The 25452-nt window shown below is 55.2% G+C and carries 25 protein-coding genes and 1 pseudogene; 8 read left to right on the top strand and 18 right to left on the bottom strand.

The window, feature by feature from the left end; all coding sequences use genetic code 11:
- Positions 1-7 precede the first annotated feature (7 nt).
- The 4 genes from FD744_RS01255 to FD744_RS01240 form a co-directional block, all read right to left on the bottom strand.
- Positions 8-727 carry an ABC transporter permease gene (locus tag FD744_RS01255; protein WP_045816766.1) on the bottom strand — a complete coding sequence of 240 codons (720 nt, stop codon included), beginning with the start codon at positions 725-727 and terminating at the stop codon, positions 8-10.
- A 12-nt stretch (positions 728-739) separates the two neighbouring features.
- Positions 740-1588, bottom strand: a complete 849-nt coding sequence (locus FD744_RS01250; protein WP_230599012.1) for a transporter substrate-binding domain-containing protein — start codon at positions 1586-1588, stop codon at positions 740-742.
- Positions 1589-1609: 21 nt separating this feature from the next.
- Positions 1610-2797 carry a M20 family metallopeptidase gene (locus FD744_RS01245; RefSeq protein ID WP_160866977.1) on the bottom strand — a complete coding sequence of 396 codons (1188 nt, stop codon included), beginning with the start codon at positions 2795-2797 and terminating at the stop codon, positions 1610-1612.
- Positions 2798-3073: 276 nt separating this feature from the next.
- Positions 3074-3961 (bottom strand): LysR substrate-binding domain-containing protein, encoded by an 888-nt coding sequence (locus FD744_RS01240; RefSeq protein WP_160866976.1) that lies wholly within the window; start codon positions 3959-3961, stop codon positions 3074-3076.
- A gap of 107 nt (positions 3962-4068) precedes the next feature.
- On the opposite strand from FD744_RS01240, the gene FD744_RS01235 reads away from it, so the two are divergent.
- Positions 4069-4773, top strand: a complete 705-nt coding sequence (locus FD744_RS01235) for an SDR family oxidoreductase (RefSeq protein ID WP_160866975.1) — start codon at positions 4069-4071, stop codon at positions 4771-4773.
- A 194-nt stretch (positions 4774-4967) separates the two neighbouring features.
- The gene (locus tag FD744_RS25815; protein WP_255492415.1) at positions 4968-5099 is read left to right on the top strand and encodes a hypothetical protein; all 132 of its coding nucleotides are present in this window, start codon (positions 4968-4970) and stop codon (positions 5097-5099) included.
- Position 5100: 1 nt separating this feature from the next.
- On the opposite strand, the gene FD744_RS01230 is transcribed toward FD744_RS25815, so the two are convergent.
- Positions 5101-6033: an AraC family transcriptional regulator gene (locus FD744_RS01230; protein ID WP_160866974.1), complete on the bottom strand. Its 933-nt coding sequence runs from the start codon at positions 6031-6033 to the stop codon at positions 5101-5103.
- Between the two features lie 160 nt (positions 6034-6193).
- On the opposite strand from FD744_RS01230, the gene FD744_RS01225 reads away from it, so the two are divergent.
- A complete protein-coding gene (locus FD744_RS01225; protein WP_160866973.1) occupies positions 6194-6925 on the top strand; it encodes an SDR family oxidoreductase in 732 nt (243 codons plus the stop codon).
- A gap of 21 nt (positions 6926-6946) precedes the next feature.
- Here the strand turns inward: FD744_RS01225 and FD744_RS01220 are convergent, their stop codons facing one another.
- The gene (locus tag FD744_RS01220; protein WP_230599014.1) at positions 6947-7729 is read right to left on the bottom strand and encodes a helix-turn-helix transcriptional regulator; all 783 of its coding nucleotides are present in this window, start codon (positions 7727-7729) and stop codon (positions 6947-6949) included.
- A gap of 159 nt (positions 7730-7888) precedes the next feature.
- On the opposite strand from FD744_RS01220, the gene FD744_RS01215 reads away from it, so the two are divergent.
- Genes FD744_RS01215 through FD744_RS01200 form a run of 4 tightly spaced genes read left to right on the top strand, consistent with a single transcriptional unit; the run spans position 7889 to position 14452 of the window.
- Positions 7889-10018, top strand: a complete 2130-nt coding sequence (locus FD744_RS01215) for a TonB-dependent siderophore receptor (protein ID WP_160866972.1) — start codon at positions 7889-7891, stop codon at positions 10016-10018.
- Entirely contained in the window at positions 10012-10884 is an 873-nt protein-coding gene (locus FD744_RS01210) for an ABC transporter substrate-binding protein (RefSeq protein ID WP_160866971.1), read from the top strand. The genes FD744_RS01215 and FD744_RS01210 overlap by 7 nt, the downstream gene beginning before the upstream one ends.
- Positions 10881-12860 (top strand): Fe(3+)-hydroxamate ABC transporter permease FhuB, encoded by a 1980-nt coding sequence (gene fhuB / locus FD744_RS01205; protein ID WP_160866970.1) that lies wholly within the window; start codon positions 10881-10883, stop codon positions 12858-12860. The genes FD744_RS01210 and fhuB overlap by 4 nt, the downstream gene beginning before the upstream one ends.
- Positions 12861-12868: 8 nt before the next feature.
- Positions 12869-14452 (top strand): cyclic peptide export ABC transporter, encoded by a 1584-nt coding sequence (locus FD744_RS01200; protein ID WP_160866969.1) that lies wholly within the window; start codon positions 12869-12871, stop codon positions 14450-14452.
- Here FD744_RS01200 and FD744_RS01195 read toward each other — a convergent pair.
- From FD744_RS01195 to FD744_RS01140, 12 genes and pseudogenes are all read right to left on the bottom strand, one after another.
- A pseudogene (locus FD744_RS01195) lies at positions 14453-14554 on the bottom strand (DJ-1/PfpI family protein); the annotation flags it as partial.
- 63 nt (positions 14555-14617) lie between these two features.
- Positions 14618-16144 carry a sodium:solute symporter gene (locus tag FD744_RS01190; RefSeq protein ID WP_160866968.1) on the bottom strand — a complete coding sequence of 509 codons (1527 nt, stop codon included), beginning with the start codon at positions 16142-16144 and terminating at the stop codon, positions 14618-14620.
- On the bottom strand, positions 16141-16410 hold the full coding sequence (locus FD744_RS01185) for a hypothetical protein (protein WP_034822302.1): 270 nt from the start codon (positions 16408-16410) through the stop codon (positions 16141-16143). Before FD744_RS01185 ends, FD744_RS01190 begins: the two co-directional genes overlap by 4 nt.
- Positions 16411-16582: 172 nt before the next feature.
- A complete protein-coding gene (locus FD744_RS01180) occupies positions 16583-17521 on the bottom strand; it encodes a choline kinase family protein (protein ID WP_160866967.1) in 939 nt (312 codons plus the stop codon).
- Complete coding sequence (locus FD744_RS01175) at positions 17518-18453, bottom strand: phosphotransferase (RefSeq protein WP_160866966.1); 936 nt, start codon at positions 18451-18453, stop codon at positions 17518-17520. Before FD744_RS01175 ends, FD744_RS01180 begins: the two co-directional genes overlap by 4 nt.
- Positions 18447-19730, bottom strand: coding sequence for a Zn-dependent hydrolase (locus tag FD744_RS01170; protein WP_160866965.1), 1284 nt, complete (start codon positions 19728-19730; stop codon positions 18447-18449). The genes FD744_RS01175 and FD744_RS01170 overlap by 7 nt, the downstream gene beginning before the upstream one ends.
- Complete coding sequence (locus FD744_RS01165; RefSeq protein ID WP_034822308.1) at positions 19669-20466, bottom strand: DeoR/GlpR family DNA-binding transcription regulator; 798 nt, start codon at positions 20464-20466, stop codon at positions 19669-19671. The genes FD744_RS01170 and FD744_RS01165 overlap by 62 nt, the downstream gene beginning before the upstream one ends.
- Positions 20467-20531: 65 nt before the next feature.
- Positions 20532-21971, bottom strand: coding sequence for an amidase (locus tag FD744_RS01160; protein ID WP_237449307.1), 1440 nt, complete (start codon positions 21969-21971; stop codon positions 20532-20534).
- 292 nt (positions 21972-22263) lie between these two features.
- A complete protein-coding gene (gene corA / locus FD744_RS01155) occupies positions 22264-23232 on the bottom strand; it encodes a magnesium/cobalt transporter CorA (protein ID WP_045816797.1) in 969 nt (322 codons plus the stop codon).
- Between the two features lie 34 nt (positions 23233-23266).
- A complete protein-coding gene (locus FD744_RS01150) occupies positions 23267-23737 on the bottom strand; it encodes a GNAT family N-acetyltransferase (RefSeq protein WP_160866964.1) in 471 nt (156 codons plus the stop codon).
- Between the two features lie 74 nt (positions 23738-23811).
- A complete protein-coding gene (locus FD744_RS01145) occupies positions 23812-24132 on the bottom strand; it encodes an AzlD domain-containing protein (RefSeq protein ID WP_034822312.1) in 321 nt (106 codons plus the stop codon).
- Complete coding sequence (locus tag FD744_RS01140; RefSeq protein WP_160866963.1) at positions 24122-24796, bottom strand: AzlC family ABC transporter permease; 675 nt, start codon at positions 24794-24796, stop codon at positions 24122-24124. Before FD744_RS01140 ends, FD744_RS01145 begins: the two co-directional genes overlap by 11 nt.
- Positions 24797-24898: 102 nt before the next feature.
- Here FD744_RS01140 and FD744_RS01135 point away from each other — a divergent pair, with 102 nt between their 5' ends.
- Positions 24899-25447 carry a helix-turn-helix domain-containing protein gene (locus tag FD744_RS01135; RefSeq protein WP_045831923.1) on the top strand — a complete coding sequence of 183 codons (549 nt, stop codon included), beginning with the start codon at positions 24899-24901 and terminating at the stop codon, positions 25445-25447.
- Positions 25448-25452: the final 5 nt, after the last annotated feature.

Raw genomic sequence — 25452 nt, 5'->3', positions numbered from 1 at the left:
TGGCTCCTTACAACCGCGCGCGTTGTTGCCCGCGCATGGCCACTTTTTCCACATAGCGGAAAACAAAATCGGAACAGGTGGTGATGATCAGGTAGATCACCGCGCCAACGCTGTAAAAGAAAAACGGCATTTGCGTGGAGTTGGATGCAGTGGAAATCTGGTTCATGGTTTCCACTAAGCCGGTGACGGAAACCAGTGCAGACTCTTTGATCACTGATTGCCATTGATTCCCCATGCCTGGCAGCGCGGTGCGAAGCGCCTGCGGCACGATCATGCGACGAAACAACATCAGTCGTCCCATACCTGTCACCGTAGCCGCTTCCAGCGTGCCTTTCGGGATGGCGTAAAATGCGCCACGAAACACACCACTCTGGTAAGCACCAGAGATCAATCCGATGGCGATAGCCCCGGCGACAAAACCGTTAACATCAAACGGCCCCTGCATGCCTAATGTTTCCCCGACGAAGGAGACCACCTGGCGTCCGCCAAAGTAAAACAAATAGATCACCAGCAGCTCAGGGACGCCGCGAAACAGCGTGATATAGCCATTAGCGAGGCGCTGTTGCCAGCGCGCACCACCAATTTGCATCCAACAGAGTAGGCTGCCGAGCACTGCGCCCAGCAGCCATGCACACAAAGAAACGGTGACGGTCACCGTGGCGGCGTCAAGCAAGACGCCGCCCCAGCCTTCGTCACCAAAACCTAACAATTGCCAGTCAATAGTCATAAGCGCTTAGCATTACTCCGCAGGCGCGACGTTCTCGCCGAACCATTTTTCTGATAGCTGTTTCAGCGTGCCATCTTTGATCATTGAAACTAAAGCCGTATCCAGCGCCGCTTTGAGCTCCGGGTTGTTCTTCTGAATGGCAATCGCTGAACCCTGCCCTAACACGCCGCCGGAGAAGCCGTAACCGGTGCTGTTCACAGTATCGGTGTGTTTTTTCACATAGGCATTCAGGTTGGTGCGTGACGCCATTACCGCATCAACGCGACCGTTAAGCAGGTCAGCAAAAGTTTCCGGGCCAGCCTGATAGGTGCGGATGGTGGCAACGTCAGCCAGATATTTGTTGAGGAAATCAGCCTGAATAGTCGCGACCTGCACCGCGATGGTTTTACCTTTGAATTTCGCTTTCAGCGCATCGATGGCTTTCGTCATGCCCGCCTCATCACCCGCCTGAACGACTTCACCGTTACCCGGCAAAGTATCTACAGCGCTACCTTTCAGGGTCACAAAACCAGACACGCTCACGGTGTACTGATGGGTGAAATCCACCACTTCTTCACGTTTAGGTGTCACGGTAACCGCATCAATGACAGCATCATATTTGCCATCGACCAGGCCCGGGATCATGCCGGACCATTTCTGCGCCACGATTTCATATTTAAAACCGGCACGTTTCGCCAGTTCCGCCACCATATCGGGTTCATAGCCAACAATCTTGCCGCTCGGCGTAGACTGGTTGAACGGAGGATAAGCCGCTTCGGTTGCGAATTTCAGTGTGCCAAAATCTTTTGCCTGCACCAGTGCAGAAGTAGCCAGCAGCAACAGGCCAGCGGAAGCGGTAAACAGCCCTTTACGCATCATCATAAAACCTCAGAGTTCATTATTTTAGGAGAGTAAATCGATGGCTAAACGGGCTAATGCCTGAGTGCCTGCATGAATGCTGCGTTCGTCGGGTTGGTAATCCGAATTATGCAGATGATCGTCGCGTCCCGGCGCCCCGGATCCAATATGAATCTGGCAACCTGGCGCCCGCTCGGTAAACAGGGAGAAGTCCTCCGCGCCAAAACTGGCACTCGGTTTCGCCACAATCGGCTTACCAAACTGGTGCGACAAAATGGGTTCGAGCACATCGATCAGCGCATCATCATTCATTAACGGGGGCACGCCGCGCTGATAGTTGACATCAATGCGTGTATTCAGCGAAAGCGCCACGCCGGCACAGATACGCTTAAAAGCGTGCTCAATGTGCGCGCGTGACTCAGGTGATTTCGCCCGCACAGTGCCCTGAATCAGGCAGCTATCGGAAATGATGTTGTGCGTCGAGCCACCATGAATATGGCCAATGGTTAACACCGCAGAATGCGCCGGATCGAGTTCACGTGAAATGATGGTTTGCAGTTGGCTGATAAGGTTCGCCGCCGCAATAATCGGGTCGGTTCCCATATGTGGGCGCGCAGCATGAGTGGATTTGCCGTGGACGACGACATCAAATTCGTCGCTGGAAGCGGTACTGGCACCGCGCGTCAAGGCAATTTCACCTGCCGCCAGCTCGGGCTTATTATGCAGGGTGATCGCCAGATCCACGCCCTCTGCCACGCCATCAGCAATCATCGCCTCGGCGCCACTCTCAGGCGTCTCTTCGGCTGGCTGGAAAATCAGCCGCGCCGTGCCTTTTAACTGGCTGCGATATTGCGCAACAATCGCCGCCACACCCAGCAGTGTCGCCGTATGGATATCGTGGCCGCAGGCATGCATTTTACCGGGATAGGTGCTGCTAAACGGTAAACCGGTCTGTTCCTGAATCGGCAGCGCGTCCATATCGGCGCGGATCAGGAGGGTTTTTCCCGGTTGTTCACCCACAATGTCCACCACCACGCCGGTTTTGCCGACGCCCGTTTGTGGCGACAGACCAAGGCGCAACAGTTCTTGCTCGACGATATGCGCGGTACGAATCGTGTCGAATCCGAGTTCAGGGTGCGCGTGAATATCACGGCGGATGGCAATCAGGTGCGCTTCCATGCTTTCGCTTTTGGCGCTGATGTCCCTGGCTAAAACATCTTTAAGGTCGTTCATAATTGCATTGATCTTTTCAGGCTGACGCCTGGCCTTTATGGCATTTTTATGATGATTGACCTCGTATTTATTCACAGCCATAGCAGGATTGCAACGCGCATTGCTAATGGTTACTTGCTGAAATATCGTGATATTTTGCTAATCCACTGCGTTTGCAGGATAAAAGCCCGGGTTTGCATCTTCAGTCAGTTATAACATTCATAATCCACATGAGATCATCAGAATTACTGATTTTGTGATTGAACAAAAACGGAGCAATTTTTCGGCCACATGCAGCTATTTTATTTGCTCAAGCAACCACGCACGCACGGCCTGTACGCTCGTGTGTTCACGTGGACGATGGGGAGAGACCAGATACCAGCCCGCGTCAACGTTCATTTGCTGAGGAAACGCGGGCACCAGACGACCACGAGCAAGATCGTTTCGCACAAAATGCGGGCTGGAGAGGGCAATGCCCTGCCCGTTGATCGCCGCCTCTAAGGCCAGTGCAGTCTGGTTAAAACGCAAATGATGCTGATGATGTAGCGTGCTTTTTGGGAAGACAAAAGCGAGAAAGGCAGGCCACAAGTGGTGCCCGTCATGCAGCAAAGCATAGCGCTCAAAGCTATCCCGATCCTGCGGATCGCCCAACCCGGCCAATAAATCCGGACTCACCACTGCCAATACGCTTTGACTGAACAGCAGCGTGGCATCCAGCCCTGCCCCAAACGGAGGACGTCCATAACGCACCGCCAGATCAACCCCTTCGTGATGAAACTGCACCAATCTTTCTGAGGCCAGTACACGAAGGTCAATATCCGGCCACGCGGTGGTAAAGGCCGGTAAGCGAGGCAGCATCCAGCGGCTGGCAAAAGTCGGCGTGACACTCAAGGTCAGATGATCCGGTTCGGGTCGCAAAGCACGTGTGGCCTCATCGATCAACTCAAACGCCTGACGGACACTCACCGCATAACCTGCACCCGCTGCGGTTAACGCCAAAGTCCGCGGCAGCCGTTCGAACAGTTTCAGCCCCAGGCTGCTCTCCAGCCCACGAATTTGCTGTGCCACCGCGCCCTGAGTGACGCCAAGCTCTTCAGCAGCGAGGCGAAAATTGAGATGACGCGTCACCGCTTCGAATACTTTCAACGCATTAAGCGGCGGTAGCGTGGGAAACCCCTGACCCATCCTGTAGTTTTCCTATCGTCAATTGCGAATCAGACTGACTCTCTGCAACCGAATTTAGCCCCTATACTGCAATAAATCGACTTCTAATCTTAAAAAGGATACGAATCATGACAGTAGAAAAAGTCGCAGTGATTGTGGCAGGCGGAAGCGGCATGGGTGCCGCAGCAGCAGAAAAACTGGCAGCGGATGGCTATAAGGTTGCGATCCTTTCCTCCTCTGGCAAAGGGGAATCGCTGGCTGACCGTTTAGGCGGATTAGGTATCACCGGATCCAACCAGTCAGTGGATGACTTACAAAAACTGGTTGAGGCGACGATGGCGCGGTGGGGTCGCATTGATGTGCTGGTCAATAGCGCCGGACATGGGCCACGTGCGCCGATACTGGAACTGAGTGATGATGACTGGCAGCGCGGCATGGAGACTTATTTCCTGAACGTTGTGCGCGCAGCACGTCTGGTGACGCCTATCATGCAGAAACAGGGCGGCGGCAGCATTATCAACATCTCATCCGCCTGGACGTTCGAACCCACAGACATGTTCCCAACTTCAGCGGTTTTCCGCGCCGGACTCGCCTCATTCACTAAAATTTTCGCTGACGCTTACGCAGCGGATAACATTCGCATCAACAACGTGTTACCGGGCTGGATCGACAGTCTGCCGAAAAGTGATGAGCGTCGTGAGAGTGTGCCACTTAAACGCTATGGCACGGCAGAAGAAGTCGCCGCCACCATCGCGTTCCTCGCCTCACCCGGCGCGGCCTACATCACCGCTCAGAACATTCGTGTTGATGGAGGCGTCACCCACAGCGTGTAAAACCGTTGTCTCCAGCCGCGTGAAGTCCCAATCTTCGCGGCTGGAGGCCCCTGTCCCACTTTCCTCCCTCGCACAAACAAGACTGGTCTCGTCGATCGTTGTGTAAGAAATAGTCAGAATGTTCCTATCCGCTGCCAGACCTTTCTGAACGCAGCCACTCCATATCCGATTAAACATTCTGACCCGAGGTTTCTATGCAAACGATTTTTCGTGCACGCATCCATGTGCTTTTCAATCCTGAACGCCATCAGATCTGGCAATGGATGCTGACAGGCTGTGCCCTGTTTTGGATTGTGGCGGTGATTGCCGTGATGGGCATACGTTAAGTTAATGTGCCTGTAGTCGCCCGGTTAATTGCTCAGGGGGCAGCAGTTCAAATGCCCTTTTCATCACCCTCGCTTCTTCTGCCGGGCTGCGACCAAACAGACGTTTGAACTCGCGATTAAACTGGGAATCACTCTCATATCCCACTCTCGCTGCCGCACCGGCAGCGGTCATATTATCGCGAATCATCATCAAACGAGCCTGATGCAAACGTAGCGATTTAAGGTATTGAATCGGAGACGTTTGCGTCACCGTTTTAAAATGCAGATGGAAACGCGGCACGCTCATCCCCGCTTCGTTCGCCAGGTGAGGTACATCCAATGGCTGCTGCCAGTCAGCATGAATACGCTGCAGTGCACGGGCTATACGGCCAAAATGGCCCTGATAGGTCAGCGCCGCGCGCACCGCCCCGCCTTGTTCGCCCATCAATATACGAAAGCAGACCTCCTCTACGCGCGCGGGTCCCAGCACTTTAGCCTCCAGTGGATCACTGAGCGCCTCCAGTAATCGCAACGTGCTTTCTGCCAGCACATCATTAATCGGCGTAGAGATAATCCCTGCTGGTGGTACCGTGACCGCCGTCTCAGCTTCGGCAAGTTGTGCCACTAACCGCGCGACCATCGTAGCATCCAGACGGATTGCTATACCCAGCAGTGGCTCTTCAGAAGTTGCTTCAGTTTCGGCGGAAAAGGGCAACGGCACTGACAGCACCAGATAATGCTGTGCGTCATAGCGATACATTTTATCGGCGAGAAAGGCGCGTTTCGATCCCTGGCAGATAATGATGATGCTGGGCTCATACAGCACCGGCGTGCGCGCCCACTGTTGGTCCGCACGCATAAAGCGCACGCTCTCCAGTAAGGATTCGGTATAGCCTTCCTGACGTGCCAACTGACGTAACAGGTGGCAGGTTTGCTGTTTTACCGTGTTCGACATAGATAGCGTTCCAGAGAGAGGTTCAGGCAAAGCATAGCCATTTCATTCAGTGATGCACAATGGCGGCGAGAGAATCAGGCAAACATTCGCCACAATCCGGTCTGTTGCGCCCGGCTGACTTCTTCAACAATAGCCTCGTCAATTACACGAGGAACTCACCATGAACTCCAACCAAAAAGTTATTTTGTTGACCGGTGCCAGCAGCGGGATCGGTGAAGGTATTGCCCGTCATCTGGCCGAGCAAGGGCATAAACTGGTGCTGGGTGCACGCCGTACCGATCGCCTGACAAACTTGTGCGATGAATTACACCGTAAAGGTGCCAGCGTGGATTTTCTCGCAACAGATGTCACACAACGCAGTGACACGCAAAAGCTGGCGGATTTCGCGCTGGAGAAATATGGACGCATTGATGTGATGATTAACAACGCTGGCGTTATGCCACTCTCGCCGATGAGTTCAATGAAAGTTGAAGAGTGGGATTTAATGCTGGACGTCAATGTTCGCGGCGTGTTGTACGGGATCGCTGCGGTGCTGCCCACCATGCAGGCACAGCGCATGGGGCACATAATTAATATCGCATCCGTGGGTGCGCTGACGGTTTCCCCCACCGCCGCCGTTTACTGCGCCACCAAATATGCGGTTCGCGCCATTTCCGATGGCTTGCGCCAGGAATCACGCGAACTGCGCGTCACGGTAATCAACCCCGGCGTGGTGGAATCTGAACTGGCAGACAGCATCAGCGATAGCGTGGCGCGCGAGGCGATGAAAAGCTATCGACAGATTGGACTCAAGCCTGATGCTATCGCCAGGGCGGTAAGCTGGGCCATCGATCAGCCTGGCGAAGTCGACGTTAACGAAATCACCGTTCGCCCTACTGCCAGTGGGCATTGAGGGAAAATATCCCTGGCGATTTCAGGCTGAAATTCGCAGAAATCGCTGTGGTGTTTCACCCATCAAACGGCGAAACATCGAGATAAAGGCGCTGGGGCTTTGGTAGCCAAGTTGGTTGGCGGTGCGCAAAACCGTCTGCCCTTGCGCCAATTGCACCAGTGCCTCTGAGAGACGTAACTGCTGGCGCCATTGAGTAAAGGTGATACCGGTTTGCTCGCGGAACAGGCGGGCCAGCGTGCGCGAACTGGCACCGACGCGCTGGCCCCACTCTTCCAGCGTATCGCCGCTGGCCGGGGTCGCCAGTAGCTGCTGGCAAATGTTGAGTAAACGGCGGTCGCTGGGCAACGGCAGATTACACACCGGACCGTCCGAAGCACGGCGGATCTCATCCAGTAACAGCGGTGAAATCAGATCTACACGCGCGAGGTCGGGCTGCGGTTGCAACTCGATCTCCACCAGCGTTTGCATCAACACCTGTAATAGCGGCGAGATCAACATGCTACGCGCCTGCGGCCAAAACGCCCGCGCCAGTTTGGGATCGAGATACAAACTGGCACTGCGGATATCGCTTAGCGCGGTCAACGCGTGCGGTACACTGCCCGGCAGCCAAAGCGCACGACCGGGTGTCAATGTCCAGGAAGCTGTTTGCGTCTGCACGCGCATCACACCCTGCAAACAGAGCACCAGTTGCGCCACTTCATGCGCGTGCCAGCGCTCTTCACGACCAGCCTGATAATGCATTTCGCGCGTGGCGAGTAATGGCAGTGCTGGCGTCATTTCCGCCGCAAGTGGTTTCTGCAACACCCTTTCACCCAATCCCGTTAAATTGCCTATTGATGTCTGCTCTGCGTTATTTGCGATTCAGAAGATGCAAACCCGCCAGCAGGACGCTATCAAATAAGATAGTAATGATTATCATTTGTATCACTATTTGGGGCCATTGGAACATATCGGGGAAAATAAATGCCGGGTCATCGCACCTTTAAGCGCAAGCCACTGAGCGTATTGCTGCTGATGCTGATCAGCAGCACATCAGGTTGGGCTGCTGATAATAATAACAATTCGAACGCCACACTCACCGTGACAGCCAACAGTGTCGATAGCGATAGCGCAGATGCCGACAGCTGGAATCAGGTGGCGAAGAAAGCAGATTCTGTCACAAAAAGCACGCGGCCGATTATCGAAACGCCACAAAGCATCTCGGTGATCACCCAGGCGCAAATGGCTTCGCAGGCGGCATTGAATGTGCCACAAGCACTGCGTTACAACGCGGGAATTGGTGCCGAAGGCGGCGGTGCAGATTATCGTTTTGACGACATTTATATCCGTGGTTTTGCCGCTGATGAATACCTGGATGGCCTGCGCCTGCCAACGGTGACTTACTGGTCGCGTCCGAATTACGACACTTTCCTGCTGGATCGCGTTGAGGTGGTCAAAGGCCCGAGTTCAGTGACATTCGGCCAGGCGAGTCCCGGCGGCGTGATTAATCTGATGAGTAAGCGCCCGACCGCGGAGCCCATTCACCAGATTTTTGTCAGCACCGGCAGTCATAATCTGTTCGAAACGGGACTCGATCTCTCTGGCGCACTGGATAACGATGAACACTGGCTGGGCCGCATCACCGGGACCTGGTCGCGTAATAACACGCAAGTCGATTACACCAAATACAAGCATTACGATATCGCGCCCGCGTTGACCTGGCAGCCGAATGACGACACGCGCCTGACGTTACTTGGCCAATTCCGCAAAGATCCTTACACCGGTTTTTACAATCAGTTGCCACTGGAAGGCAGCCTTGTAAAACTTGCGCAGGGCAATTTCTCTGACAAATTCTACGGCGGTCAGCCCGGCTTCGACTATTACCGTCGTGAGCAGGCCAGCATCGGCTATGACTTTATGCACAAGTTTGATGACGTCTGGAGCGTGCATCAAAACCTGCGCTATCTGCATACCAGCAGCGATTATCAGATGGTCTACCCCACCGCGACCATCACCGATGGGTCAGCCACGGTGAGTCGCGACAGTATGCGGGTGATCGAGTCATTTAACGCCTTTGATGTGGATACCAACCTTCAAGGCAATCTCGATACCGGCGCCATCAATCACGCGCTGACGTTGGGTGTCGATTTTGTGCATGACGATTTGCGGCAGAACAGCGGTTACGGCAGCGCGTCAGATATCAGCTATCTCAATCCGGACTACAGTACGCCAGTAGAATCGCCATCGATCGATTATCACAGTCGCTCTTTCATGACCCAGCAAGGTATCTATCTGCAGGACAGCATGAAGTGGAACAACTGGGTGCTAAATCTGGGTGGCCGTTATGACAAAGCGCAAACGCGAAGCCAGAACTGGGTCAGTGGCACGCGCACTGAGCTGAATGATTACGCCACCACCGGCCGCGCAGGTTTGCTGTATCACTTTGATAACGGCATTGCGCCTTATATCAGCTACGGTACGTCGTTCCAGCCGCAGGCGGGTACCTCCTTTGGCGGCGATCCGTTTAAACCGACCAAAGGCAAGCAGTCTGAATTGGGGATAAAGTATCAGCCAAACGGCTTTAATGCGCTGTTCAGTGCGGCCCTGTATGACCTGCGCCAAACCAACGTGTTGACCGCCGATCCGGATCACGCCAACTACTCAGTACAGACCGGCGAAATCCGTTCACAGGGATTAGAACTGGAAGCGAAAGCCAATATCACTTCCCGCTGGCTGGTGAATGCCTCTTATGCACTGACCAACCCGAAAGTGTTGTCAGCCAATGATGATACGCAAGGTAAGCAACCGGTATCGATTGCCCGCCAGACTGCTGCGCTCTGGACCGAATATGCGCTACCGGGTGTATTGGATGGCCTGACGATTGGCGGCGGCGGTCGATACGTGGGCACCAGCTATGCCACCAGCGACAACAGCCTGAAAGTACCGGCTGCGATGATTTACGACGCGATGATGCGCTATCGCTGGCAGGATTGGCAGCTCGGTCTGAATCTGCAAAACCTGACCGATAAACAGTACATCAGCAACTGTAACGATCTTGGCTGTCACTTTGGCTTACGCCGTCAATTGATCGCCACGGTGAGTTATCAGTGGTAATCCGACGTCGAACACTGATTAAGGGCGCGCTGGCAGGCGCGGCCCTTTTTTCGTTTCCGCTGCAGGCAAAAACGACGCCGCGCTGGGTGATCCTCGATTGGGGGATCACCGAAATGGCTCTGCTGTTGGGCATCACACCGGTTGGCGTTGCCGCCCCCGACTGGTATCGCCGCCTGTTTAGCCAGCCTCCGCTTCCCGAGCAGGTCGCCGACGTGGGTTTACTGTTCCAACCCAATTACGAAACCCTGTTTGAACTGCGGCCTGACGCGTTACTGGTCACGCCGGCACACCGTATGGCTGAAGCACAACTATCCCGCATTGCCCCGTTATCCTACTTTTCGACAAGTGGCCCCCATCCGTGGCAACAGGCGCAGCAGAATCTGCATGCGCTGGCACAGCTGGCCGGTCTCCGCACACGCGCTGACCAAGTCATGGCAGGCTTACTGCAACGCCTCGAGAGTGCGCGACAGCAAGCCGTTCGCTTCAAAGACAAACCCATCTATTTATTGCATCCACTGGATACCCTGCATGTGCTGGCTTTGGGCGCGGGAAGTCTGTTTACTGACGTGCTGGGTTTACTTGACCTGCCCCACCACACGCCGTTTGCGGTGGGCGCTCAGGGCTATGCCACGCTGGAACTGGAGCAACTCACGCAGTTGCCGCCCGGCTGGCTGGCGCTGCTGCCTTCCTGGCCGGAAATTGATCTCAACCCCGTATTACAATCTCCGTTGTGGCATACCCTGGCGCGATCGGAAGGGCATCGGTTGCTGGAGTTACCGGATGGACTTTCAACGGAAGGAGGCGTGCTCACCGCCGTGCGTTTCGCCGAAGCGCTGGTCAAGGCGTTAAACGAGGCAAATCCATGAATCGCCATACCGCCTCACTGACGCTTTTACTGTTTGCAGTTGCGCTGATGCTATGTCTTGAGCAGCTGGCGCACCAATTGCCGTGGCACGATGCCTGGCAAGCGCTGCACCACACCGCAATGCCCACGCTGGCACAACAGGTCTTCACGCTGATGTGGTTACCTCGTCAGGGTATGGCGATTTTATGTGGTCTGGCGTTGGGCTTTACCGGCGTGGTAATGCAGCAGGCGCTGCGCAATCCGTTAGCCGAACCGATGACGCTGGGCATTGCTTCCGGCGCAACCTTAGCGCTTTCCCTCACCACCTTGATGGCACCTGCATGGCTGCTGCTGGGGCGAGAATGGATTGCGCTCAGTGGAGCGATCGTCGCCTTTGCGCTGGTCTTTCTGCTTAGTGTACGTCAGGGGTTTACCCCGCTGGCGTTGACGCTCGCGGGTATGCTGGTGAACCTGTATTGCGGTGCCGCCAATCTGCTGTTGTCGATCATTTACGATCGTTCGCTGTCCGCCGTGTTTATCTGGGGTGGCGGCTCGCTGGCGCAGGAGAATGCGCATGCATTGTGGTGGTTATTACCGCGCTTGCTCATCGCAGCATTCCCCGTGCTGCTGATTTTGCGCCCTTTACGCCTGCTGGCGCTGGATGAGCGGGTTACCCACTCAATCGGTTTGCCTGCAGGATGGGTGCGAGGGATTGCGATAATGTCTGCGTTGCTGATGAGCAGTCTGGTGATCAGTGTGGTGGGCGTCATCGGTTTTATCGCGCTTGCTGCGCCACACCTGGCGGCACTGGCGGGCGCGAAAAGCCTGCGCCAGAAGCTTCTCTGGTCACCGCTGCTGGCCGCCGGTTTACTGTGGCTCACCGATCAGTGGGTCAGTCGCCTCAATGGTATTGATGGCTTGCTGCTCCCCACCGGCATGATGACTGCGCTGGCAGGCGCACCGCTGTTACTGTGGTTTTTGCCGCGCCTGCGCCATCTTTTTCAGCCCGATGTGAACGAGCCTCAACCTGCTCCCTTCCCGGCGCGACGCTTTACACGCCTGCCGGTACTTGCTCTCTTTGTGGTAATGCTGGTTGTCGCGCTTGCCTTTGCTCATGGGGTCAACGGCTGGCGCTGGAACTCCTTTGCTGAGATTCAGGTAATGTTGCCATTTCGTCTGCCACGCTTACTGGCTGCCATCGCCGCTGGTGTGCTGCTGGCAGCTGCGGGCGTTATTTTGCAACGCATCAGCCGCAATCCGATGGCCAGCCCAGAGTTGCTCGGCATCGGTGCCGGTGCCTCATTGGGTATTACGGTGCAACTGTTACTCTGGCCGATGGCAGGCATGCCGGTGATGATTGCCAGTAGTGCGGCAGGTGCGCTGATCACACTGGGGATAACGCTATGGCAGGCGCGCCACTATGCTCTCAATCCACAACGCATGTTGCTGAGCGGGCTGGCCATTACTGCGCTGTTCCAGTCCGTTGCCGCCATTGTTATCAGCAACAACGGTATGGCCGCCGCGATGCTGCGCCAGCTGATGACCGGATCCACCTATTACGTTAGCACACCCATCGCCGTGATAGCTTTCACCCTGGCCCTGTTACTGCTGGCACTGACACCCCTGCTGCGGCGAGCGATGTTGCTTTTGCCACTGCAGGGAATTCCCTCCTCGCTTGGGCTGAACGTGACTCAATCCCGGCTTTTGCTGATGCTGCTGGCTGCGGCGATGACAGGCGTTGCCACCTTAATTGTTGGGCCATTGTCGTTTATCGGCTTACTTGGCCCGCAACTGGCCCGCCAGCTGGGCGCGCGTAAACCCATGGAACAGATGCTGTTTGCCGCCGTGATCGCCGCCATTTTAATGATGCTGGCTGATTGGGCCGGCAGCAACCTGCTGTATCCACGGCAAATTCCTGCGGGCCTGATGGCAACCCTGATGGGCGGACCATGGCTGGCATTGCTGCTGTGGCGGCCGTTGGATAGCACAAACTCATAGGAGATGAGGTGTCGATTTATTTGATGTTACTGCGCACCACCGGTGTGCTGTTTTTTGTCGCGCTGGCCTGCAGCGTGATCGGTGGTTTGAGCAACGCGGCGCTGCTGGCACTCATCAATCAGGGATTGAGCGCCACGGAGGCGCAGCGCTGGCAACTGGCTTGGCAGTTTGCCCTGCTGGCGCTGCTGATGCTGGGCACGCGCACCCTGAGTCAGTCCCTGTTTATGGCAATGGGTCAGCGCTGCAAAGCCGAGTTGCGCCGCAAGCTGGTCCAGCAGGTAGCGGATGCCGGTTATGCCGATCTTGAACAGCACGGCATGCCGCGTGCCCTCAGCGTTTTGACGCAGGACCTCGACCAGGTGGTGGTGTTCTTTATTGCCTTGCCGGGTTTTGTCATGTCGCTGGCGGTGATCATCGGCTGCATGGGCTATCTCGGTTATCTGTCGCTGACCGTGATGATGATTGCGCTCATCACAGTGTTGATAGGCTCACTCGGCTACAGGGGAGTGCATCGGCGCGCCTTACAACTGATGCGCCAGTCACGTCAGCGTGAAGAGACGCTGACTGGTGAGGTGAGCGCGCTGTTCAGCGGCGCGAAAGAACTGCGCTTACACGCCCCGCGCAAACAGGCGTTTCTGCATAACAAACTTTTCAATACCATCGAGCAGGTGCGCGTGGAACGTACGCGCGGTTACGTGCTGTATGCTCTGGCCAACATTTGGGCCAGCGTCTTCTTTTTTGCCTTTATCGGCGTGGTGATGTTTTTACTCGCCAACATGCTGGATCTGCACGGCGCGGTGATGTCTGGTTTCGCGATGGTGTTTCTTTATATGATCGTGCCGATTGAGACAGCGCTCGCCGCCCTACCCGGCCTGACACTCACGCAGGTTGCACTCAAACGCATTCAAGCCATGCAGCAGCAGCTGCCACCTGAGCAAACAACCTTTGATGCACCGCAGCTCAGTTTCCATCAGCTGGCACTGCGCGACATCACCTATCAGCATGAGGCATTTCAGCTCGGCCCTCTTTCATTGCAGTTTCGTCCCGGTGAGTTGGTGTATCTGACGGGCGGCAACGGTAGCGGTAAAACCACGCTGGCTCGACTGCTTACCGGCTTATATCAGGCGGATAGTGGCCAACTGCTGCTGGACGGTGAAGTCATCAATGAGAGCAACCGCGCCGGTTATCGTCAGCTGTTTTCTGCCGTGTTTAATGATTTTCATCTGTTTGAGGATTTGCAAGGCATCGACAGCACACGCTGGAATGACGAAGCGCACGCCCTGCTGGATGCCCTGCAATTAACCCGAAAAGTGACGCTGGTGGAGGGCACTTTCTCGACGCTGGCGCTCTCCACCGGACAGCGTAAGCGCCTGGCGCTGCTGGTGGCCTGGCTGGAAGACCGCCCGTTCTATCTGTTTGATGAATGGGCAGCCGATCAGGATCCGGCGTTTCGCGAGGTGTTTTACCACCAACTGCTCCCCGCGCTGAAAGCACGGGGGAAAACCGTTCTGGTGATCACCCATGACGATCGCTATTTCCACCTCGCCGATCGCTGTTTGAAGCTGGAGCTAGGCCAGTTAGTTAGCGCTTGAGCCGGGCATGCGAGCAAAAACTTCCCACGGGCCAGTGAGATCGAGTTGAGTGAGATGAGGGAACAGTAGCACACCAATATTGAACGGCGAAGAGGCGGCCATGATAGGCTCCGATAAGGGGTCAGAGCGTTATCATGGCCTTGATACGAAAAGGATTGCAACGGGTTAATTCATCAGCGGTTTTGCCACCGGTGCTTTCACGCCATCAGCCAGCGCGAACAAAGCTTCGACACGGGCTTTCTCTTTGTCGTCAACTGGGATCAGCAAACCACACACCACAAACACCGCCACGTTACCCGCCAAGCCAACGATGCCGCTGGTCAGCGAGCCAAGCGCCGGGATGTCATCCGGGAAGAACACGGTGAGCACGATAGCGATAATAATCCCGGTCATCATGCCCAGTAGCGCACCCTGTTTGTTACCAAAGCGGCTAAAGATACCAAAGAACAACGGCACCGCCAGCTGAATAATCCCCTGATAGGAGATCTGCGCCAGCAGCTGCAAACGGGAATAGTTGAAGGTGAAGTACGCCAACAGCGCGGCAGCGACAATAAATACCACCATGCCCGACTTCGCCAGCACCGTCAGTTGACGATCGCTACGCGGTTTATTCCAGGTCGCCAGATCGTTGGCAAACTGCGTACCACATACCTGCACGCATCCATCAACGTGTCCGATACTGGCGGCAAGAACGATCACCAGCGCCAGTGCCAGCAACCAAGGGCCGCCTTGATCAAACAACGCCGTGAAGAAGCCATTTTGTGGATTGGCCTGCACGTTAGGATCCTGACTGACCGCCGTGGCGAACAGCATCAAGATGGCGTAAAAACCGCCCACCAGCAAAATGGTTAACAGCGTGCCCTTCTTAACAGCACGGATGCCGCTGGCAGTATAAATACGCTGGAAGCTCATCGGCCAGCACATTGACCCAATCACGCCGGTGAAAATCAGGCTGAACATATACCAGGGACCATAGTGCGAACCCTCTGCGCCCGGAATCTGCAGCATCGCTGGTGGCAACGTCGCCAGTTGGCCGAAGCCATGATCGCCACCAAACAGCAGCACCACGCACACCAGCGCACCCAACCCATAGGCGATGATGCCTTGATACATATCCGTCATGATCAAACCGCGCATGCCCATGCTGACGGTCCAGTACTGACGCACCAGAATCAACAACACGCCAGCGATCAGGCAGGTGGTGACGCCCCAGCGACCAAAACTGGCAAATTCCACCAACAACGCCAGTGCCTGTATACCCATCACCACCCACGGGAACACACAGATGATGCCGATAATCGACGCCACTCGCTTCACCGCTGGGCTGTTGAAACGCATGACGAGCAGATCGGGTTGTGTCGTCAGATTGAAGTGCTGGCCCCATTTCCACGCGCGGCGCGCCATCAGATACATAGCCGTCACGCCGAGCGTTGAGTAGACCGCGCCATAGAAGCCGATCACTCCGCTCACCGACAGTGAGAAGAAAGCGGTGAAGGTCGCTCCCGGCCACCACGAGTTGGTATAGCTCATGGCGATATACCACGGCCCATAAGACCGACCACCGACGGCGTAATCAGAAAATGAAGTACTTTTACGGTTGGTGGCATACAGCACGGCAATCATGATCGCCAGAAACAGGCCAATCATGCCAAAGGTAATTAAATAATGGGGTTCTGCTGCAGTGATTTTCATGCGACTTCCTCATCATCCGGAATTTCGCCAAACGCGCATTCCGCCAGATACATAACCCATAATCCCACACCGAGGAATACCGCAATCGCGAGCCAATAAACGATCGGCAGAGGTATCCCCAGTAATAAAGCACTACTTCCGCTGACGCTTAAATAAAGCGGTGGACAAAGTGCCAGCAGTAATAATGCCAACAGGTATAGGGCAAAGATTTTATTTTTAATACTTATGCGGGCGCGTAATTGCTGCGCCATGACCATCGAACTCATAATAACCTCCTCAATATTACTTGACGGTGTGCGCACTCCTTTACCTGCTGAATATCAGCATTTCCCCTTTGGTATAACCTCAACATCAGACAGCAAAGAGCGCTGCCCGAAATACAACGGATAGTGAATGTTTGAGACGCACTTACAAGGACTTAATCTCGGCGGGTTGCGCTTACACCGCTCGTAGCCAGTTTTCCCAGTCGGGATGATTTAACACGCTGCGTGCCCGTAAATGCTTCCAGGCACCATATTTTGAAAAATCAAAATCAATATCGGCCACATGATGTTGAATAATGGCCCAGGTTGACCACTTCATATCCGCCAAAAATTTATGAATTTGCACGCGAGCGAATAATGCTGCATCCACTTTACCGAAATAGTCCTCCAACAATTCCTGTTCTATTTTCGGTGTGAAAAACATTTCGCCAAACCACAACGCTAATTCATAACAGCGATCGTTATTTGATGCATATTCAAAATCGACCAGGCGAATATCGTTCTGCGCATTAAGCATGAAGTTTCCTGCCAGCGTGTCATTCATGCACGGCACCAAATCTAATCCCGCCGCTTCTAACGCCTGCTGCGCGCGCTGTGCCTGCTTGTGCAACCAGGCAGCATCAGCAGAGAGTGCGACATTGAGAGCACTAACCTGCTCAATATGCTCATTAAGCATGTCGAATACGGTTTTGTTCTGCCTGAGCAACGGCTGATCGTTGAAACTTTTCAAGCCCTGCAACGCACGATGACGAATCGCGGATTGCTGGAAATCGAGGTTTGACGAAGCGCGCCAGCCATCAATGAACTCAAACACTTCCACGCCAAGATCGCGCAGATAGGCCACCACCGGCACGCCGTAGCCGGTTTGCGCGGCTTTCAGGCTCGCTTCATGTGCGGTGTCACGATTGATAAAGCGTTCGGTGCCTTCGCCGGGAATTTTGACGAAATAAGCACAAGGCGCACCTTCTACCGCCACATGCCAGTTGGCGTTAGAAATACCGCCGCTTACCGGACGATACTGCACCGCCCTGCCCTGCCATTCCGGCATCGCCGTAATGGCTTGTTCCACCCGCTGTTCCTGCCAGCTTTGCGCTTCACCAAGAGATTTGCTCATTTTGCCTGCTCCGCAGTCAGGTTTAACCAACGTTCAAAACGGGGATCGCTCAGGCTCTGACGGCAGCGCAACAGCATCCACTGGCCGAGCTTGGCAAACTCCAGACCGCGCGTGCTGGTGACACCGTTCAGCATGCCCCATAGCGTCCAGTGATAATCATCCACCAGCGCATATAAGCGACAACGCGCCACATCAGCCTCGCTGCAGTCACCGCGCCACGCACGAATCGCATCACGCCAGCGATCGTCAGTGGGCAGTTGTTCGTGGATGAGCGTCGCGATATCGTGCCAGGCATCGCCGCGCGCGGCATAGTCAAAGTCCAGCAAGCGCCATTCACCCTGAGGGTTGACCATCCAGTTGCTGGCGATGTTATCGCCGTGGATCAAAACGGGTGTATAGGGCACGGCGTTGAGTGCTTCCCACGCCAAATCGACACATTCCCCCATCCATTGCAGCTCATCTGGCTGTTGCACACCCTGTGTTTCCAGTTGAAGACGTAGCCGCAACATATCCTGCTGGCGGCTGTGTAAGGGCAGCGGCAATCCTGAGTGATGTAATTTATCCAGCGTACGCGTCAGGCTGGCAAAGTGATGCGGATCGCGTAACGCATCCAGTCGCGCCCAGCGGAAGCTGTCATCCAGCGCCGCGAAGATCAGAACGCCATTGCGCGGATCGGCGTGGCATAGCGCCGGGGCGATGCCCAACTCGCCCGCCTGGCGGCTAATTTCGGCGCTGCGCTGGAAATCAATCAACGCTTTCTGATCATCGAACAGCACCTTGGCATAATAGCCTTGCCCCGCTGACTGCAGGCGAAATCCGGCCCATTCCGTCGCTAAACGATGCGGTGACGCCACACCTGCCGTGCCTGGCTGAATATCAAAAGATTGCGCGGGTTGCCAATTCGCCAGCGCTTGCTGTAAACGCATCAACATAAGGCGTCCTCCCCTTTCAGGCAGAGCTCAGTGAGCATCGCCATCAACATGTCGAGACCGCGATGCAAGTCGGCGGTGGCGGTGTATTCACGTTCATTGTGCGAAAGGCCGTCTACACTGGGCACAAACAGCAATGCACTCGGGCAGTGATAGCTCATGCTTATCGCATCGTGACCTGCTACTGAACGCATCGGCATCGCTTTCAGCCCCAATTTTTCCGCCTGCGCTAAAGCCAGATCACTCAATGCCGCATGTAACTGCTGTCGTGGACGATACTGTGCACGGTCGAGACTGACATCGGTGGACGTATTCTGCGCAATCGATTGCATCTGCTGGCCGAAGCTGTCGCGCAACTGGCGCAATAGCGCTTCATCAGCAGAACGAAACTCAATAAATAACGTGGCTTCAGAAGTCACTACGTTCGGCGAATTAGGCACGGTTTCCAGACGGCCCACCGAGGTATGCAGTGCTTCGCCATAGCGTTCAGCCTCTGCACGCACCGCCACAATGGTGTGCGCGGCTGCCAGCAGCGCATCCCGCCGGCGATCCATCAATGCCGGGCCGGTATGGTTTTGCTCTCCGCGAAACGTCACCTGCCATTTCAGTGCCGCCCAGGTTTCCGTCACTACGCCTATCTGTTTCTGCTGCAATTCAAGATGTGGACCTTGCTCAACGTGCAGTTCGCAGTAGGCCGCCACCGTCAGATCGGGTAACGCCGTGCCGCGATAACCAATATTTTGCAAAGCTGTTTGCAACGAGATACCTTCACCATCACAACACGCCAGAGCCTGCTCCAGCGAGAGTGCGCCTGTGAACACTGAACTGCCGGTCAGGCTGGGTTGAAAGCGCGCACCCTCTTCATTGGTCCAGTTCACCACCGCCAGATTACGTTGCGCGGTTTGCGAATGGTCGCGCAGCTGGCGAGCCAATGTTGCCATGGTCACTGCAGCGCCGGTGACGCCGTAGGCACCGTCGAAACGCCCACCCAGCGGTTGGCTATCCAGATGCGAACCGCACAGCACCCACGGCGCGCCTTCGCAAAGCGTCATCAAGCCAAAGATGTTGCCAATTTCATCCACGTGAACGTGAAAACCCTGTTGCGTCAGCCAGGTACAAAAGGCATCGCGCATTTGCTTATCCGCAGCGGATGCCGTCAGGCGATGTAAGCCGCCTGCGGGTGTCGCACCAATGCTGCTGCTGAGGGCGAACAGCGCATCAAACGCCTGATAATCTTGCGGTGTCATCCGCGGCATTGCCGGGATGGAGGATGTTGACATGGGCACTCTCCAGACTCGCTACAAAAGCTGCCGCGGGTCGCGCATTGGTCACTAAGGTGTCAACCGCGCTAAACGGCAGCGTGTTCACAAAGGTTCGCAGTCCAAATTTGCCTTCATCTGCCAGAATCACACTCTGGCGACAGTGCGTGCTCAGCACGCGCCTTAATAACGCCTCAGGCTCTTCGTAATCCATAAAACCGTTGTCCCGATCCACTGCACCAATGCCCATAAAGGCAATGTCGTAGTGGAATTGACGCGCGAACTCCAGCGTATGGGGGCCAATGAGTGCGTTATCATTTCGCCGAACGCGCCCTGGTGTTAGCGTGACAGCGTTGTCGCTTTGCTGCGTGAGCAGCGCGGCGATATCCATTGAATTCGTTATAACCTTCAAACGCGAGAAGCGGGTCAACTGCTGCGCCAGTGCCAGCGTTGAAGTGCCGGTATCCAGAAACAGCGCCATCCCCTCTTCCACTAATTCGCTTGCCAGCTGACCAATACGCGCTTTAGCACGCGGCTTGATACGGCTGCGTATCTGTAACGGCTGCTCTTCGCTGGGCACCGGTAAAATGGCACCGCCGTGCACGCGTCGTAATACGCTCTGCTCTTCCAGATATTTAAGATCGCGGCGAATCGTCTCTTCTGACACCACGAATTTCTGCGCCAGTTCCGTGACGCGCACCCGTTTGTCGTGGTGTAAAATCCGTTTAATCTCATCCAGACGTGGCTGATTAATCATGCTTACCTTCTGTTTTTAGAGGCCAAAACCGCAGTATACCTTTCGGGCGGTCTCAAGGCCGCGCCTTACAGAGAAGGTTGATGTTGATCCCACGGCATCAAGGCTTCGAGCGCCGCGCAAAACTGCAATACGTCGCCTTCTGCATAACGTCGGCCGATCACCTGCAAACCCACCGGTAAACCTTGCGCGGTAAAACCACAGGGAATCGTCGCCGCCGGATTACCGCTCAAATTGAATGGCCAGGTGAAAGGTGTCCAGCGCGCCCACTCCACTCCGCTGTCGCCCGGCGACTGGTTTTCCGGCACATGGCGATCGGCCGAGAACGGCAGCACTGGCAGCGTAGGCGTGATCAGTAAATCCACGCTGTCAAACAAGGCGTGCACTTGTCCGGCAAACGCCGCTCGTTGTTTTTGCGCCGCCAGGTAGTCGGCCAGATTCAGGCGCTGCGCGCGTTCAATCAGCGCGGCAAAGCCCGGATCGAGCTGGTCGAGCTGCTGCTGCAGTGCGGCACCATACGCCACACCGCGCCCGCCGCTCCATAAAGTGTCAAATGTCTCAAACGGTGAGGACCAATCCAGCGGGCGTGCCGTGAGCGTCACCGGTAACGTATGGGCAATCTGCTCCACCGCCTGTTCGACGCAACGCGCAATCTGCTCGTCGACCGGTGTGTTAAACAGCGTGGGACTGTAATGCACACGCAGCGCGGGCAATGGCTGGTCGCAGCGTGCCAGCCAGGATTCATTTTTCGCTGGTAGAGCCTGATGGTCGCGCGCATCCGGTCCAGAAAGCAGATCAAACAGCAGTGCGCTATCACGAACCGTGCGCGTCATCGGCCCGGCATGACTGAGCATTTCAGTGGCAGACCACGGCCAGGTCGGGATGCGTCCCAGCGAGGCTTTAAGGGCGAAAATGCCACAAAAAGCACCGGGGATACGCACCGATCCGCCACCGTCGGAGCCCAGCGCGGCGGGCACCATGCGCGCCGCCACGCTGATTGCCGATCCCGAACTGGAACCGCCGCTGGTTAACGCTGGATCCCACGGATTGCGCCCATGACCAAATACCCGTGAATAGCTTGATCCGGTCCAGCCAAACTCGGTGGTCGCGGTTTTGCCGACAATGATCGCTCCCGCCGCCTTCAGTCGCTCAATAATCGGCGCGTCATGTTCTGGTACGTTATCCAGTGAGGTGAGTGAACCTTTGGTGGTGCGCAACCCAGCCGTTGAGAACAGATCTTTGACGCCGAATGGCACACCGTGCAGTGGACCCCGACTCTTGCCCGACTGACGTTCTCGATCGCAGCTTTTAGCCTCTTCCATCGCCTGCTCATCGTAAACATCACCAAAGGCATTCAATGTGGGATTGTGGGATTTTATTTGCTGAAGGCAATTCCCCACCAGCTTTTCACTGCTGATATCACCGCGACGAATCTGCTGCGCCGCGCCAATAACATCAGGCATCGAGTTAAATAAATTCTGGTCCACCGCCATGGTTACACCCTGCATTTCTGGCATCACTATGCAGCGATAGTGGCAACAGTTGGCGAATGAAGCAAGACCGGGTCATGTGGTTAATGTGGGATATGTTGTATTTAATCTGGCGTTGTTATAGGAAAAGATGATGATGAAAGAAACAGCGAAATGACAAAACCGTGGCAATTGGATGAAGGTTTTGCGCGACAGGCCGCTCAATCACTCAGTTGCAGTTAAATCGTTCAGGGAAATGTGTGGATGGAGATATTAATTCACTGCGCCGCTATCATCAGCACAGTGATAATAAAGTCATCTGATAAAAAGATTACAACCAGCCTGCTTTTTTCAGTCGTGACCACATCACACCACAAATCGCCAGCGTCACCACCAGTACCGCGGGATAGCCAAAGTGGGTTTTGAGTTCAGGCATATCTGAGAAGTTCATGCCGTACATACTGAAGACAATGGTTGGGACGATCAGCACCGCACCCCAACCCGCGAGCTTTTTATTCACTTCGCTCTGCTGAACCGACACCAGCGCCAGATTGACCTGCATCGCGCTGGTGAGCATTTCACGCATATCCTCGGCATCGATCATCACATGATGAGCATGATCCTGAACGTCGCGCAGGTAGGCACGCAGGTTCTTCGGAATAATGTCTTCGTGAAAACGCGCCAGCTGGGCGCAAATTTCAGTCACCGGCATCGCGGCATTGCGCAGCGCCAGCAGTTCGCGCCGCAGATGATAGACATCCTCCAGCGTTTTACTGTCAAAGCGGGTGGTAAACATGCCCTCTTCCAGCGTACCGATACGTTCACTGAGTGATTCGGTGATTTTGCTGTAGTGGTCAACGATAAAATCGAGGATGCAGTAAAACGCGTAACCCGGTCCCTGACACAACATAGTGTGGTTTTTTTCTGCCCTGGCGCGAATCGCCGCATAGCCTTCCGATGAACCATGGCGGACGGTGATCAGGAAGTTTTTACCGAGGAAAAAGTGGGTTTCACCGAAGCTGATGCGCTGCTGATCGTCGAGATGTGCCGTTTTCACCACGATAAATACCGACTCACCATATTGCTCAATCTTCGGGCGCTGATGGGCCACCAGCGCATCCTCAATCGCTAACTCATGCAGGCCAAACTCTTCCTGCAACGTCTGCATAAAAGCCGGTTCAGGCTGATTCAAACCCAGCCAGATAAACGCACTCTCGTCTTTGAGTACTTCGCTGATGTCGGCGACATCGACATGCTCTTCACGTTTGCCGTGGCGATAAGCCACACAGTTAATCACCATTTTGGCGCTGTCCATGTTGTTTTCACTTACTCAATCATAGTGTCAGTATCATTTCGACGCAGGGGAGATCGGCTTTGGCCAGAGCGGAAGGATACAAGGCTTCACGCACGGTGCTAAAGCCATGGCGCAGATAGAAACCGCTGGCATTGGGTGTTGCGGCCAGGGTCAACTGCCGAAAACCGCGCTGGCGGGCTTCCGCGATAATCGCGTTCATAATGGCGCTGGCATAGCCTTTGCCGTTACACGCTGGCAGGGTAAATATCGCTTCCACACTGCCGCTTTTGAGATCGAGAAAGCCCGTAGCGGCAGCGCCCAACTCAGGATCGTCGATCACGTAGAAAGGATTGCCCTTAATCGCCTCAAAGTAACCTGACGGCAACGCGTCAGGCGTCCATGCGGCAATCACTTCAGGCGGATAAACTGACTGGCAGCCATCGCGAATCGCGAGATTGCGAATACGCCACAAGTTGGCGGCTTCATGTGGAAGCGCTAAGCGCGGTGTCATGGATTCTTCTCTGTGCGATGAATACGGAAATCCCACAGTAGCAAAACCCTTGCCGCAAGTTTGTTCTTTTTAGTTTAAGGCACCCCAAAATAACGCAGCAATGCCGTCATCACGGCCGCGCCAACAATCACTAAAATCAACGGCGTACGGCGCCAGGCGAGAAACACAGCAAACAACACGCCCGCTATCCGCGCGACACCTGCGAAGTGGCTGCCTTCAAATAGTGCAGTGGTGACGGCAACCGCCAGCAATAGCACCGTAGCAGCATCTGAGAGCATATTGCGCACCGATTCCGACATCGGCATACGGCTTCCCAGTCGGTAACCCGCGAAGCGCATCACATAAGTGCCGACGGCCAGCAGCGCGATCCCGGCAATCACGAGGTTATTGTGCATTTTTGCGCTCCCGCCAGCTTAATAAGCCCAACAATGAAAACAATACCGGCATTCCCGCCGGAACAAACGGCGTGGCGAGTACTGACAATGCCGTACCGAGCGTGGCCGGAATCCGCGTGCGACGTTGACGCAAAGCGGGAAATATCAGCGCGATCAAGATGGCAGGGAAAACCGCATCGAGACCAATCGCCGAAACATCAGGAATGAAGCGCCCGATAAATGCGCCGCATACCACGCTGAGTGGCCAGATAGCAAAAATGCCCAAACCACATACCCAATATGCGGCGCGTCGCTGGGAAAGCGTCTTTTGCGAAATGCCAAACACCACGCTTTCGTCATTCATGATATGGCAACCCAGCAAACTGCGTCCGCCCTGCCCGACCAGATCTTTCACTGCAATACCAAAGGGCAAGTGGCGCGCGTTGACCAGCAAACCCGCCGCCGCTGCTGTTAATGGGCTGCCACCACCGGCCACAATGCCGATGAACAGAAACTCGGATGTGCCTGCCAGCACCATCGTCGAGAGCGCGATGGGCACCCACAGCGGAAAACCATCCGCCGCCGCCAGCGAACCGTAAGAGAGCCCGACAATACCGTCGGCCAGACAAACCAGGAAAATCGCTTTTAATACGCCGCGATCAAGCGGAACTGCACCCAGACGCATCACAATTTGATCTCATATCGAACAGGAAAGCCGTTATAATGAACGCGCCCTAATTGTTTTACAAGATGAACAAAACGTTCGATATAAAGAACAGGAGTAATTGTGACACCACCGATCGATCTTATCTCTGCTGGATTAGTGCGCGAACGCCAGCGTGCCGGGCTCTCGTTAACCGAAGTCGCCCGCCGCGCTGGCATTGCGAAATCCACGCTTTCACAACTGGAAGCGGGCAATGGCAATCCCAGCATTGAGACGTTATGGTCACTGTGCGTGGCGCTCAATATTCCGTTCGCCCGCCTGATGGAGCCGGAAGTGAAGCGTTTGCAGGTGATCCGTCGTGGTGAGGGCATGATGGTGTCGGCTGAACTCGCGGATTACCAAGCCGCGCTACTGGCCAGCTGTCCGCCGGGCGGTCGTCGTGATTTATATCTGATCACCAGCCAGCCGGGCGCACCGCGCGCCTCTCATCCGCATCCGCCCGGTTCCGTAGAACACATCATTATTGCGCAGGGTCGCGCACTTGTTGGGCCTACCGATGCCCCGGTCGAACTTCATCCCGGTGACTACATCTGCTACCCCGCCGACGAACCGCACATCTTCGAAGCGCTGGAAGCGAATACCATGGCAGTGCAGCTGTCGGAGCAAAATTAGTCATA

It is taken from the genome of Pantoea sp. Taur (assembly GCF_009830025.1).
GTDB lineage: Bacteria > Pseudomonadota > Gammaproteobacteria > Enterobacterales > Enterobacteriaceae > Pantoea > Pantoea communis.
This window is presented reverse-complemented; position numbering and strand designations above follow the sequence as displayed.

Excerpts from the sequence above, each read along its gene's own strand:
- FD744_RS01190 (WP_160866968.1), bottom strand. The coding sequence starts at position 16,144 with ATGAAAATCACTGCAGCAGAACCCCATTATTTAATTACCTTTGGCATG.
- FD744_RS01245 (WP_160866977.1), bottom strand. The coding sequence starts at position 2,797 with ATGAACGACCTTAAAGATGTTTTAGCCAGGGACATCAGCGCCAAAAGC.
- FD744_RS01255 (WP_045816766.1), bottom strand. The coding sequence starts at position 727 with ATGACTATTGACTGGCAATTGTTAGGTTTTGGTGACGAAGGCTGGGGC.
- FD744_RS01225 (WP_160866973.1), top strand. The coding sequence starts at position 6,194 with ATGAACTCCAACCAAAAAGTTATTTTGTTGACCGGTGCCAGCAGCGGG.
- FD744_RS01160 (WP_237449307.1), bottom strand. The coding sequence starts at position 21,971 with ATGCAGGGTGTAACCATGGCGGTGGACCAGAATTTATTTAACTCGATG.
- FD744_RS01165 (WP_034822308.1), bottom strand. The coding sequence starts at position 20,466 with ATGATTAATCAGCCACGTCTGGATGAGATTAAACGGATTTTACACCAC.
- FD744_RS01185 (WP_034822302.1), bottom strand. The coding sequence starts at position 16,410 with ATGAGTTCGATGGTCATGGCGCAGCAATTACGCGCCCGCATAAGTATT.
- FD744_RS01175 (WP_160866966.1), bottom strand. The coding sequence starts at position 18,453 with ATGTTGATGCGTTTACAGCAAGCGCTGGCGAATTGGCAACCCGCGCAA.
- fhuB (WP_160866970.1), top strand. The coding sequence starts at position 10,881 with ATGAATCGCCATACCGCCTCACTGACGCTTTTACTGTTTGCAGTTGCG.
- FD744_RS01145 (WP_034822312.1), bottom strand. The coding sequence starts at position 24,132 with ATGCACAATAACCTCGTGATTGCCGGGATCGCGCTGCTGGCCGTCGGC.
- FD744_RS01150 (WP_160866964.1), bottom strand. The coding sequence starts at position 23,737 with ATGACACCGCGCTTAGCGCTTCCACATGAAGCCGCCAACTTGTGGCGT.
- FD744_RS01230 (WP_160866974.1), bottom strand. The coding sequence starts at position 6,033 with ATGTCGAACACGGTAAAACAGCAAACCTGCCACCTGTTACGTCAGTTG.
- FD744_RS01240 (WP_160866976.1), bottom strand. The coding sequence starts at position 3,961 with ATGGGTCAGGGGTTTCCCACGCTACCGCCGCTTAATGCGTTGAAAGTA.
- FD744_RS01235 (WP_160866975.1), top strand. The coding sequence starts at position 4,069 with ATGACAGTAGAAAAAGTCGCAGTGATTGTGGCAGGCGGAAGCGGCATG.
- FD744_RS01140 (WP_160866963.1), bottom strand. The coding sequence starts at position 24,796 with ATGCGTCTGGGTGCAGTTCCGCTTGATCGCGGCGTATTAAAAGCGATT.
- corA (WP_045816797.1), bottom strand. The coding sequence starts at position 23,232 with ATGGTGATTAACTGTGTGGCTTATCGCCACGGCAAACGTGAAGAGCAT.
- FD744_RS01180 (WP_160866967.1), bottom strand. The coding sequence starts at position 17,521 with ATGAGCAAATCTCTTGGTGAAGCGCAAAGCTGGCAGGAACAGCGGGTG.
- FD744_RS01215 (WP_160866972.1), top strand. The coding sequence starts at position 7,889 with ATGCCGGGTCATCGCACCTTTAAGCGCAAGCCACTGAGCGTATTGCTG.
- FD744_RS01250 (WP_230599012.1), bottom strand. The coding sequence starts at position 1,588 with ATGATGATGCGTAAAGGGCTGTTTACCGCTTCCGCTGGCCTGTTGCTG.
- FD744_RS25815 (WP_255492415.1), top strand. The coding sequence starts at position 4,968 with ATGCAAACGATTTTTCGTGCACGCATCCATGTGCTTTTCAATCCTGAA.
- FD744_RS01170 (WP_160866965.1), bottom strand. The coding sequence starts at position 19,730 with ATGTCAACATCCTCCATCCCGGCAATGCCGCGGATGACACCGCAAGAT.